At 68.7% G+C, this 12,041-nt stretch carries 11 protein-coding genes; 8 read left to right on the forward strand and 3 right to left on the reverse strand.

The window, feature by feature from the left end:
- Positions 1–210: 210 nt before the first annotated feature.
- Positions 211–1,431, reverse strand: a complete 1,221-nt coding sequence (locus LGR54_RS09435) for a threonine ammonia-lyase (RefSeq protein WP_230361716.1) — start codon at positions 1,429–1,431, stop codon at positions 211–213.
- Positions 1,432–1,588: 157 nt separating this feature from the next.
- On the opposite strand from LGR54_RS09435, the gene LGR54_RS09440 reads away from it, so the two are divergent.
- From LGR54_RS09440 to gabD, 8 genes are all read left to right on the forward strand, one after another.
- Positions 1,589–2,500, forward strand: a complete 912-nt coding sequence (locus LGR54_RS09440; protein WP_230361717.1) for a LysR family transcriptional regulator — start codon at positions 1,589–1,591, stop codon at positions 2,498–2,500.
- 114 nt (positions 2,501–2,614) lie between these two features.
- Positions 2,615–3,025, forward strand: a complete 411-nt coding sequence (locus LGR54_RS09445; protein ID WP_230361718.1) for a DoxX family protein — start codon at positions 2,615–2,617, stop codon at positions 3,023–3,025.
- A 91-nt stretch (positions 3,026–3,116) separates the two neighbouring features.
- A complete protein-coding gene (locus tag LGR54_RS09450) occupies positions 3,117–4,121 on the forward strand; it encodes a glutathione S-transferase family protein (protein ID WP_230361719.1) in 1,005 nt (334 codons plus the stop codon).
- 212 nt (positions 4,122–4,333) lie between these two features.
- The gene (locus tag LGR54_RS09455; RefSeq protein ID WP_230361720.1) at positions 4,334–6,088 is read left to right on the forward strand and encodes a SulP family inorganic anion transporter; all 1,755 of its coding nucleotides are present in this window, start codon (positions 4,334–4,336) and stop codon (positions 6,086–6,088) included.
- Between the two features lie 101 nt (positions 6,089–6,189).
- Entirely contained in the window at positions 6,190–6,996 is an 807-nt protein-coding gene (gene ppk2, locus LGR54_RS09460) for a polyphosphate kinase 2 (RefSeq protein ID WP_230361721.1), read from the forward strand.
- A 143-nt stretch (positions 6,997–7,139) separates the two neighbouring features.
- Positions 7,140–8,387 (forward strand): cupin domain-containing protein, encoded by a 1,248-nt coding sequence (locus tag LGR54_RS09465; RefSeq protein WP_230361722.1) that lies wholly within the window; start codon positions 7,140–7,142, stop codon positions 8,385–8,387.
- Between the two features lie 169 nt (positions 8,388–8,556).
- The gene (locus LGR54_RS09470) at positions 8,557–9,045 is read left to right on the forward strand and encodes a GNAT family N-acetyltransferase (protein WP_230361723.1); all 489 of its coding nucleotides are present in this window, start codon (positions 8,557–8,559) and stop codon (positions 9,043–9,045) included.
- A 159-nt stretch (positions 9,046–9,204) separates the two neighbouring features.
- Positions 9,205–10,653, forward strand: a complete 1,449-nt coding sequence (gene gabD / locus LGR54_RS09475; RefSeq protein WP_370638170.1) for an NADP-dependent succinate-semialdehyde dehydrogenase — start codon at positions 9,205–9,207, stop codon at positions 10,651–10,653.
- Positions 10,654–10,689: 36 nt separating this feature from the next.
- On the opposite strand, the gene LGR54_RS09480 is transcribed toward gabD, so the two are convergent.
- Together LGR54_RS09480 and LGR54_RS09485 are read right to left on the reverse strand one after the other, a co-directional pair.
- Positions 10,690–11,472, reverse strand: coding sequence for an NAD(P)-binding domain-containing protein (locus tag LGR54_RS09480; RefSeq protein ID WP_230361724.1), 783 nt, complete (start codon positions 11,470–11,472; stop codon positions 10,690–10,692).
- Between the two features lie 102 nt (positions 11,473–11,574).
- Positions 11,575–12,030, reverse strand: coding sequence for an Lrp/AsnC family transcriptional regulator (locus LGR54_RS09485; RefSeq protein ID WP_230361725.1), 456 nt, complete (start codon positions 12,028–12,030; stop codon positions 11,575–11,577).
- Positions 12,031–12,041 lie beyond the last annotated feature (11 nt).

Genomic DNA, 12,041 nt, shown 5'->3' on the forward strand with positions numbered 1-12,041 from the left:
GCTTTGTGCCACTCTTGCGCATTTTCAGACAATAGGCGCGTTCGTGTATACGCGAAATAGTCAAACGAATGGCTTGCACATGAGACGATGCGACATCGTCGCGCTTTGTTTTTGCGCGCGTGCGTCCATTATTCTCGCTCGACTTGGGTATCGGCAGCTTCGCGATGGATGTCACGGCGAGCGCGGCGAGCCTCCGCCCGCGCTGGGGCGTCAGAACTCGTCGCGCCGCACCCGAAACTGCTCGGCCGCCAGCTTGTCGAGCAGGCGCGGCAGGTCGGAAGGATCGCGCAGTTCGACATCGAGCGACACCGAGCTCTCCTTGGCACGGCTCGCCGCCGCCAGCCTTTCGTGGCGCAGTTCGTAGATGTTGCCGCCCTCGTCGGCCACCACGGCGGTGAGCCGGGCGAGCGCGCCGGGATGGTCCGGCAATTCGGCGCGGATACGCACCATGCGGCCGGAGCGGGTGAGATGACGCTGGAGCACCGCCACCAGCACGCGGGTGTCGATATTGCCGCCGGAGAGGATCACCCCGACCCGGCGGCCGGCGAACAGCTCCGGCCGCGCCAGCATGGCGGCAATACCGGCGGCACCGGCGCCCTCGCACAGCGTCTTCTCGATGCCGAGCAGCAGCGCGATCGCCTCCTCGATGGCGTCCTCGCTCACCACCGCGATCCCGTCGACCCCGTCGCGCACGATGGCGCGGGTGATCTGGCCGGGATCGACGACGGCGATGCCCTCCGCCACCGACGAGCCCGGCGCCGGCTCGCCGGTATAGCGCCCGACCGCCCGCGCCATGCCGGGAAAGATCTCCGACTGCACGCCGACGATCCGCATGTCCGGCCGCAGCGCCCGCGCGACCACGGTAGCGCCGGCGATCAGCCCGCCGCCGCCGATCGGCACGGCGAGGGTGTCGAGCATCGGCTGCGCGCGCAGCATCTCCAGCGTCGCCGTGCCCTGTCCGGCGATGACGGCGAGATCGTCGAAGGGGTGGACGATGGTGCGTCCCTCCTCGCGGGCGAGGCGCGCCATCTCGGCGGCGGCCTCGGCGAAGCCGGCGCCGTGCAGCACGACCTGGGCGCCATGCTCGCGCACCCGCTCCACCTTGAGGTTGGGCGTAGTGGTCGGCATCACGATGGTGGCGCTCACCCCGGTGCGGCGGGCGTGATAGGCGACGCCCTGCGCATGGTTGCCGGCCGAGGCGGCGATCACCCCGCGCGCCTTCTCGGCCTCCGACAGCGACAGGAGCTTGTTGAGCGCACCGCGTTCCTTGAAGGAGGCGGTGAACTGCAGATTCTCGAACTTCAGCCACACCTCGGCGCCGAGCTTTTGCGACAGCGTCTCGGAATGCACGAAGGGCGTCACCGCCACCGCGCCGGCGATGCGCGCCGCCGCCGCCTCGACATCGCCGAGGCCGATTTCAGGAAAAGTCACGGACTTTCTCGCTCCAGTCGCCGGTGGTGCCCAACCTATCCCGACGGGTACCGCAGCAATAGTGGGGGGCGAGAGCCCCGGATCGTGGCCCGGAATTTCCAATCCGGCAGCGATCATGCTGGAATGGCCTACGTTACCGCCACAACGGAAGGGTGCGATGGAACGGCTGGATTGCGACCGCATGCTGGTGGCGGTGCTCGACCTCGGCAGCTTCGCCGCCGCCGCCCGACGACAGGGCACGTCGAGCGGCCAGGCATCCAAGCTGGTGTCGCGGCTGGAGGCCGAACTCGGCATCCAGTTGATCAAGCGCACCACCCGGGCGCTGGCGCCGACCGAGGTGGGCGCCGCCTATTACCACCGCATCAAGGCGCTGCTGGAGGAGTTCGACGCGCTCGACGCGGCGGTGCGCAACGCGTCGGGCACGCCGACAGGCACGCTGCGCATCACCGCGCCGATGTCGTTCGGCTCGATCCAGCTCACCCCGGCGCTGCTCGATTTCGCCAGCGCCTATCCGGAGATCCGGCTCGATGTCGGCTTCACCGACCGGGTGGTCGACCTCGTCGAGGAAGGCTACGACGCCGCTGTGCGCATCGGCACGCCGGTCGACAGCAGCCTCGTCGCCCGCAAGCTGTGCGACGCCCGCGTGGTGCTGGTGGCCGCGCCGGCCTATCTCGCCGCCCGTGGCGCGCCCCTCCGCCCGCAGGATCTCGCCGGCCACGACTGCATCGTCGACACCAATTTCCGCGATCCGCACAATTGGCGGTTCTCCATCCCGGACGGCGGCACCCTCGACGTGCCGATCGCCGGGCGGCTGCGCTTCTCCAGCGGCGAAGCCTGCCTCGCCGCCGCCACCGCCGGCCTCGGCATCGCCAATGTGCCGAGCTTCATCGCCGGCCCGCATCTGCGCGCCGGGCTGGTGCAGCGGCTGCTGTCGGCGAGCGAGCCGCCGCCGCACGGGCTGTTCGCCCTCTATCCGCCGGGACGGCATCTCGCCCTGAAGGTACGGGTGCTGGTCGACTTCCTCGTCGCCCGCTTTCGCGGCGAGCCGGCCTGGGACCACGGCTGGTAGCGCGCCACTCCTTCCATTTCAGAAGGAAACATTCTCGATCGAGCCGGATAATCACGCGCGCCCGATGGGAGCAGGATCGCGGCGATTTCCGTTTCCCTCGATAAGGATCCTGTCATGATCGATACGCGCACGGCCCCCTATGCCGTCTTCGTGCTGCGCCTTGCGCTCGGCATCCTGTTCCTGGCCCATGCCGGGCTGAAGCTGTTCGTGTTCACCCCGGCCGGCACCGCCGGTTTCTTCGGCTCGCTCGGCCTGCCCGGCTGGCTCGCCTATGTCACCATCGCCTGGGAGATCGTCGGCGCCGTGGCGCTGATCCTCGGCCTGTGGCCGCGCATCGCCGCCCTCGCGCTCATCCCGATCCTGCTCGGCGCCATCGTCACCGTGCACGGCCCGGCCGGCTTCTTCTTCACCAATCCGAATGGCGGCTGGGAATTCCTGGCGCTGTGGATCGTCGGCCTGCTCGCCGTGGCGCTCGGCGGCGACGGTGCGCTGGCGCTGAAGCCCACCACCTCGGCCGCCCGCTGACGCGACCGCATCGTCCGCCACCCGAGGCCGCCGGTATCCGCCGGCGGCTTCCTGCCTTACACAACCGGAACAGACACCGAGGAGCGCAGCCATGCTGGTCGACGGAAAATGGACGGCCGACTGGCATCCGGTCCAGGCCAAGGACGCCAAGGGCGGTTTCGTGCGCCAGGTGTCCGGCTTCCGCAACTGGGTGACGCCGGACGGCGCGCCCGGCCCCACCGGCGAGGGCGGCTTTGCCGCCGCGCCCGGCCGCTATCACCTCTATGTCGCGCTGATCTGCCCCTGGGCCTCGCGTGCGCTGATCGCCCGCAAGCTGAAGAAGCTGGAGGACGTCGTCTCGCTCTCCGTGGTCGAGCCGGCGCTCACCGACGAGGGCTGGCGCTTCGGCACGTCGTCGAGCCTGCCCGGCGCGACGCCGGACACGGTGAACGGGGCCACCTATCTGCATGAGCTCTATACCCGCGCCGACCCGCACTACACCGGCCGCGCCACCGTGCCGGTGCTGTGGGACAAGGAGCGCGGCACCATCGTCAACAACGAATCCGCCGACATCGTGCGCATGTTCAATTCGGGCTTCGGCGCGCTGGCGGATGCGGGGGTCGACCTCTACCCCGCCGATCTGCGCGAGGCCATCGACGCGCTGAACGAGCGGATCTATCCGCGCCTCAACAACGGTGTCTACCGGACCGGCTTCGCCACCACGCAGATCGCCTATGAGGAAGCCTTCGCCGATGTGTTCGGCATGCTGGCGGAGCTGGAGCAGCGCCTCGCCGGCGGCGGGCCGTTCCTGCTCGGCACCCGCTTCACCGAGGCCGACATCCGCCTGTTCGTGACGCTGGTGCGCTTCGACGCCGCCTATCACGGCCTGTTCAAGTGCAACCTGAGGCGCATCACCGACTACCCGTCGCTGCAGGCCTACATGATGCGGGTGCTGGACGTGCCCGGCATCCGCGACACCGTGAACATCGACCACATCAAGCGCGGCTATTACTCGATCAAGTCGCTGAACCCGAACGGTATCGTCCCGGTCGGCCCGGACCTGCCGGGCCTCGCCCCGGTGACGCTCGCCCCGGTGATGCTCGCCCCGTCGAGCTGAGGTCGGCGGCCTGAGCGCCGCCTTGCGACCGATCTGAGGCCCATAGCCCGCCCGCGCGCACCTGCCCTCATGGAGAGGCTGTGCGCGACGTCAACCTAACGTCACATACGGACTTGCGGCCGGGCGGCAATCGTTCCACGCTCCCTACTTGCCGATGATGCTTCTGCCTGCCTTGTCGGGCCGGCAAAGCAGTGCGTATGCGTGAGGGTGAGATGCCGGCGAGGTTTCCTCTTCTACAGGGCTTTGCGGGCTACAAGGCGCAGTGGCTGGGCCGCGACGCCATGGCTGGCCTCGCCATCGCCGCCGTGGCCATCCCGAGCGCCATCGCCTATCCGGCCATCGCCGGCCTGCCGCCGGAAGTCGGCGTCTACGCCTCGATCTTCCCGCTGCTCGGCTATGCGCTGCTCGGCCCATCCCACCGGCTGATCGTCGGGCCGGACGCCGCGACCATGACGGTGCTCGCCGCCGTCCTCGCCGGCCTCGTCGCACAAAGCCCGACGGCGGACCGCGTCGGCGTCGCCGCCTTGCTGGCACTCATCGTCGGCGTCATGTGCGTCGTCGCCAGCGCGCTACGTCTGGGCGCGGTCGCCGCCTTCCTGTCGCGACCGATCCTCATCGGCTTCATCGGCGGCATCGCCATCTCCATCATGGTCGGGCAGATCAGCCGCCTCACCGGGCTGAAGGTCTCGTCGGACGGCCTCCTCGAGCCGCTGGTCGATCTCGCGCACCAGTGGCACGACATCCACTGGCCGACGCTGGCGCTCGGCCTCGGCCTGCTGGCGCTGACCCTGCTGCTGCAACGGCTGAAATCTCCGGTGCCCGGACCGCTGGTGGTGGTGGTGCTCGGCATCGCCGCCTCCGCCCTGTTCGATTTCGAGGGGCACGGCATCAAGGTGGTCGGCGCGCTGCCGCAGGCGCTGCCCTCGCTTTCGCTGCCCTCGCCGTCCGGCCTGCCGCTGCAGAACCTGCTGCTGGGCGCCGGCGCGCTGTGGCTGGTGAGCTTCAGCTCCGGCCTCGTCGCCGCCCGCAGCTTCGGCGCCCGCGAGGGCTTCCCCGTCGATGCCAACCGCGAGCTCATCGGCTTCGGCGGCGCCAATTTCGCCGCCGGCCTGTTCAGCGGATTTCCGGTAACGGTTTCGGATTCGCGCACCGCCATCAACCTGTCGGTCGGCGGGCGCAGCCAGATGGCCGGCCTCGTCGCCGCGGCGGCGCTGGCCAGCGTGATGCTGTATCTCAACGACGCGCTGCGGCTGCTGCCCGCGCCCGCGCTCGGCGCCATCCTCGTCGCCGCCTCGATCGGACTGCTCGATCTCGGCAGCCTCCGGGAATTGTGGCGCATCAGCCGCATGGAGTTTGCCTTCGCGCTGATCGGCATGTGGGGTGCGATCAGCCTCGGCGTGCTCAACGGCGTCATCGTCGCGGTGGCCGCCACCCTGCTCTATGTGCTGATCAAGGAGATGCGCCCGCACGACGCGCTGCTGGGACGCCGGCCCGGCCGGCCCGGCTTCTACAAGCTGCATCGCTTCAAGGACGCCCGGCCGGTTCCCGGCCTCACCATCTTCCTGATCCAGGGCAGCCTGCTGTTCTTCAACGTCGACTACATCCGCGCCCGCCTGCAGGAGGTGATCGACGCCCTGCCGGCCGACACGCGCTGGCTGCTGCTCGACGCCAGCGCCGTGGTGCAGCTCGACAGCACGGCGGCCGGGATGCTCGACGAGGTGCGCGCCACCCTCGCCGCGCGCGGCGTCGCCTTCGGCATCACGGAGCTGCACAACACGCCGATGACGCTTTTGGAACGGGCCGGCGTGATCGACCGGATCGGCGCGAACATGATGTTCGACGACATCGAGGAGGCCGCCGCCCAGTTCAGCCTCAGGAGTTCCGAGGCGCAACCGCCCGTCATTCCGACGCCATCGCCGACATCTGTTCCGACAGCTTCGCCGTCTTCTTCTCCGTTGCGCGGATGATCGGCGGATACCTCGCGCACCGGTTCTCTGCTACCTTGGTCGAGTGTCCGCCGAAAAATTACGCCGCAGGCTGCCCAAGAAACTCCAGGGAGTAACGTGTCATGGACACCGTCATCGAGAAGCCCGCCATAACCGACAAGATGTCGCGCGCCGAATATGAGCGCGAACTCGCCAAGCTGCATGCCGAACTGGTGAAGATGCAGGAATGGGTCAAGGCGACCGGCGCCAAGGTCTGCGTGCTGTTCGAGGGGCGCGACGGCGCCGGCAAGGGCGGCACCATCAAGGCGCTCACCGAGCGCGTCAGCCCGCGCGTGTTCCGCGTGGTCGCGCTGCCCCCGCCCAGCGACCGCGAGAAGTCGCAAATGTACGCCCAGCGCTACCTGCCGCACCTTCCGGCGGCGGGCGAGGTCGTGATCTTCGACCGCAGCTGGTACAACCGCGCCGGCGTCGAGCGGGTGATGGGCTTCTGCACCGACAAGCAGGCGCGCCGTTTCCTGGAGACCATCGGCGGCGTCGAGAAGATGATCACCGATTCCCGCATCATCCTCATCAAATACTGGCTTGAAGTCAGCCAGGAGGAGCAGACCCGCCGCATCGAGCAGCGCATCCGCGACCCGCGCAAGATCTGGAAGCTCTCGCCGATGGATCTCGAATCCTATAGCCGCTGGTACGATTATTCGCGGGCCCGCGACGAGATGTTCGCCGCGTCCGACACCGACTCCTCGCCGTGGCATGTGATCCAGTCCGATGACAAGAAGCGTACCCGGCTCAACATCATCGCCCATTTCCTGTCGCAGGTGCCCTACGAGGCCCTGGAACGGGAACCGGTCAAGCTGCCCAAGCGCCAGAAGCCGAAGGGCTATGTCGAGCCGCCCTATGACCGCCACCGGATACCGGAAGTGTTCTGACGCGGCCCCGTAGGATCGGCAACGCCGTTGCCGATCCGCCCGCCCCGGCGCGCCGGCCGGCGCCATTCGTCGGGAAAAGACGCCGGCGACCGGCGCGATCATGCTGTCTTCGATCCCGGACATCCATCCGCGAGGAGAAGACGATGGAACACCTGTCCCGCCGCAGCCTGCTGGCCGCTGGCGCCGTCGGCAGCGCCGCGCTCGCCGCCGGCAGCGCTCACGCCGCCAGCTTCGGCAATCCCGACGAGCCGCCGCAGGGCGCGGTCAATTCGACGCCCGGCGCCCTGTCCAATCCCGGCCCGCGCAACCCGGCGCTGGAACAACAGCTGCCCAGCTTCCAGAGCCCGCCGCCCACCGATGTCGGCAACATGCCGATGATGTGGTCGTCCTTCAACATCATGCCCAAGCGCGTGCAGGGCGGCGGCTGGGCGCGGCAGGCCACCGCCACCGAATTCCCGGCGGCGAAGGAAGTGTCCGGCGTCAACATGCGGCTCGGTCCGGGGGGCATTCGCGAGATGCACTGGCACCTCGCCGGCGAATGGGCGCTGATGACCAATGGCCGCTGCCGCATCACCGTGCTCGACCCGCAGGGCCGCGCCTATGTGCGCGACGTCGGCGCCGGCGATATCTGGTTCTTCCCGGCCGGCTACCCGCACTCGCTGCAAGGGCTCGGGCCGGAGGGCTGCGAATTCGTCATCGTCTTCGACGATGCCTATCAGTCGGAATATAACACGCTGCTGCTGAGCGACTGGTTCATCCACACCCCGCCCAAGGTGCTCGGCCAGAATTTCGGTGTGCCGCCGGAGACGTTCGGCAAGATCCCGCTGCACGACCTCTGGATCTTCCAGGGCGAGGAGCCGCCGGCGCTTGCCGTCGACCAGGCGGCGGTCGCCTCCGGCGGCACCCCGCCCGAGCCCTTCACCTTCTCGCTGACCGGCACCACGCCGGTGATCGACGGTGCCGGCGGCAGCATCCACCTCGCCGACAGCACCACCTTCAAGGTGTCGAAGACCATCGCCGCGGCGATCGAGACCATCAAGCCCGGCGCGCTCAGGCGCATGCACTGGCACCCCAATGCCGACGAGTGGCAGTACTGGATCAAGGGCAAGGGACGCATGACGGTGTTCAATGCCGGCCCGCGCGCGCAGACCATCGACTTCCAGGCCGGCGACCTCGGCGTGGTGCCGAGGAGCCAGGGCCACTACATCGAGAACACCGGCACCGAGGACATCCAGGTGCTGGCGGTATTCCGCGCCCCGGAATATCAGGAGATCGACCTGTCGAACTGGCTGGCCCACGCGCCGCCGGAGCTGGTCGCCCAGCACCTGAACATCGATCCGGCGGTCATCGCCCGCTTCCCCAAGGGGCAGCCCGGCATCCAGCCGGGCTGATTGCTAGCGGGATCGCCGGCATCCTGCCGGGCTGATCGAGCGCAGGACCGAGGCAATGAGACCGCCTGCCCTCCGTTCCTCGCCGCAGGCAAGCCGGCACGATCCGGTTGCGGCCGGTGCCCCGCCCGTCCGATAAAGACGTGCGGGGCGATCGGGCGTGGAGACAGCGGTGGCAGCATCGTCGACCATCGAACTTCGCCCCGCCGATGAGGGGGATGTGCCGGCGCTCATTCGCCTTCTGCGACGTTCCTGGCTTGTCGCCTGGGCGCCCGAGCTGCCGTTCGAGGCCGTGCAGGCGTTCGCGTCCTTCGATCCCGCCCGCTCGCATGCCGAGACGGCGTGGCGGGATTTTACCGTCGCGATACGGAGCGACGACGGCACGCTCGTCGGCATGGTTCAGACTACCGACGATGTCGTGGACGCGCTGCATGTGGACCCGGCATGCTGGAACGGCGGCGTGGGAACGCGGCTGCTCGATGCCGCCGAGCGCCGGATCGCACGCACCCATCCCGTGGCGCGGCTGGAGGTCCGTCACTTCAACACGCGGGCGCGCACTTTCTATAAGCGGTGCGGCTGGGTCGAGATACGGCGCTACGCCGGGACCGAATGCGGGTCCCCGGTCGAGAACATCGAGATGCGGAAGATCTTGCGAACGTAAAGTCTTGCGGACGTATGGCGGAAATCGCCTGCCTCCACCACCGCCGATGCGCGGACGGCTTTCCTCCGGCGGCCGGACGGCGTTACAAGGTCTGCCTTACTTCGACCTTGTGCGTCCGGCGCGCCGGCCCGACCGGCGGCCGCCATTCGGAGAATTCCCGTGCTGACACTGAAGGATCCCAGCCTGCTGCGCGACGACTGCCTTGTGGGCGGTAGCTGGATCGGCGCCGAGAGCACCATCGAGGTCCGTAATCCCGCGACTGGCGAGCTCGTCGGCACCGTGCCGAATTTCGGCGCCGCGGAGACCCGCGCCGCCATTGCCGCGGCCGACGCCGCCTGGCCGGAATGGCGTGCCCGCACCGCCAAGGAGCGCGCCGCCGTGCTGCGCCGCTGGTTCGAGCTGATCATGGCCAACCAGGACGACCTCGGCGCCATCATGACCGCCGAGCAGGGCAAGCCGCTTGCCGAGGCCAAGGGCGAGATCGCCTATGCCGGCTCCTTCGTCGAGTGGTTCGCCGAGGAAGGCAAGCGCATCTATGGCGACATTATCCCGGCGCCGGCCAAGGGCCAGCGCATCGTCGTCACCAAGGAGCCTATCGGCGTCTGCGCCGCCATCACCCCGTGGAATTTCCCGGCGGCGATGATTACACGCAAGGCCGGCCCGGCGCTCGCCGCCGGCTGCACCATGGTGGTGAAGCCGGCCTCGCAGACCCCGCTCACCGCGCTCGCCCTCGCCGTGCTCGCCGAGCGCGCCGGCGTGCCGGCCGGCGTGCTCTCGGTGATCACCGGCTCGGCTCGCGCCATCGGCGGCGAGATGACCTCCAACCCGACGGTGCGCAAGCTCACCTTCACCGGCTCCACCGAGGTAGGCCGGGTGCTGATGGAGCAGACCGCCGCCACCATCAAGAAGGTGTCGATGGAGCTCGGCGGCAACGCCCCCTTCATCGTCTTCGAGGACGCCGATCTCGACGCGGCGGTGGAAGGCGCCATCCTCTCCAAGTACCGCAATGCCGGCCAGACCTGCGTCTGCGCCAACCGGCTCTATGTCCACGCCAAGGTCTATGACGCCTTCGCCGAGAAGCTGGTGAAGGCGGTTTCGGCGCTGAAGGTCGGCGACGGCACGGCAGAGGGTGTGCGCATCGGGCCGCTGATCGACGAGACGGCGGTGGAGAAGGTCGAGGAGCACATCGCCGACGCGGTGGGCAAGGGCGCGAAGGTGGCGCTCGGCGGCAAGCGCCACGCGCTCGGCCATTCCTTCTTCGAGCCGACCATCCTCGTCGACGTGAAGCCGGAAATGGCGGTGTCGCGTGAGGAAACCTTCGGCCCGCTGGCGCCGCTGTTCCGCTTCGAGACCGAGGACGAGGTGGTCGCGCTCGCCAACAATACCGAGTTCGGCCTCGCCAGCTATTTCTACGCCCGCGACCTCGGCCGGGTGTGGCGGGTGGCAGAAAAGCTGGAATACGGCATCGTCGGCGTGAACACCGGCCTGATCTCCAACGAGGTCGCGCCGTTCGGCGGCGTGAAGCAGTCCGGCCTCGGCCGCGAAGGCTCGCATTACGGCATCGAGGACTATGTCGTGGTGAAGTACATCAACATGGCCGGGATCTGATCCCGGCCCACCGGGCGGCCGGGATCTCCCGGCCGCTCACCCCTTCGGCTTCGAGGGAACGTGCTTCTCGATCGCGTCGAGCGCCTTGCCGACCTCGTCGAACCAGCCCTGCCGCAGCAGATAGCCACGGCCGCATTCGTTGAGCCCGCCGGCGGTCTCGTGATGCACCGGATCGACCGGCTCGCCGCGACGCGCAGCATCGAGGCCGAGCTCGCCCAGGCCGGCGAACAGCGAGCGCACATAGAGCGCCGCCATCGCTTCGGGGAGGCCGCGCGTCTCCAGCCAGCCGATGACGCGGTTCTGCAATTCGTAATGCGACGACATCACCGCGCTGGCATGGCCGATTGAGGTCAGCTCGCTCTCCTTGTCGACGACGATCAGGTCGCCCAGCCTGCCGAACAGTTCCTCGACCCGCGCATTGGCGGGATGGATCACCACCGGCCCCTTGCGGAAGCGGATCGGCGGCAGCGGGATCACCCGCACCACCGTCTCGGCCGGCGCCACCAGCGCCTTCACGCTCTCAATCGGCGCGCCGGCGATGAAACTGACGATCAGCTGCCCGGGGCGGAACGCCAGCTCCGCCGTCACCTCGGCCAGCTGCTTCGGCAGCACCGCGAGCACGACGACGTCGCTGCGCTCGACCACCTCGGCATTGCCTGCGCAGCGCTCCACCGCCTCATGCGCCTGCGCCAGCCGGCGCGAGACCGCCTCCGAGCGCGGCGACAGGAGGATGCGGCAGCGGCCGGCGTGAGTTTGCAAGAGGCCGGTGACCACCGCCTCGGTGAGCGTGCCGGTTCCGACGAATCCGATGGTGAGCATGGGGCGATCCGTATTGCTGCGAGATTTCCTGGACGATTTCCTGGGCGCCGCCGGTATAGGCCCTCGCCGCCGCGCGGCAAACAACCTCCGGGCCCGCCTCGCTCAGCGCCGCTTCGCCGCCATCACGTTGCGGATCGAGAAGCTCGAATGGATACGCAGCACGCCGGGCAAGGTCGAGAGAATCTCGGTATGCACCCGCTCGAACTCGCCGGCATTCTCCACCTCCACCCGCAGCAGGTAATCCGAGCCGCCGGTCATCAGGTAGCATTCGCGGATCTCGGGATGGCGGCGCACCGCCGTCTCGAAGCGGGTGAGGTAGTCCTCGGTCTGCCGCTCCAGCGTGATGTTGACGATCACCGCCATGCCGGGGTCGCGCGCCGAATGGTCGACGATGGCCGTGTAGCCGCGGATCACCCCGCTATGTTCCATCAGCTTGATGCGCCGGAGGCAGCTCGACGGCGACAGCCCGACCTCCTCGGCGATCTTCGCCGTGCTCATGCGGGCGTCGAGGCGCAGCAGGCGGAGAATCTCACGGTCGACGGGGTCGAGGGCGGACATGGCGGAATCGT

The organism is Ancylobacter sp. Lp-2, assembly GCF_020523795.1.
GTDB lineage: Bacteria > Pseudomonadota > Alphaproteobacteria > Rhizobiales > Xanthobacteraceae > Ancylobacter.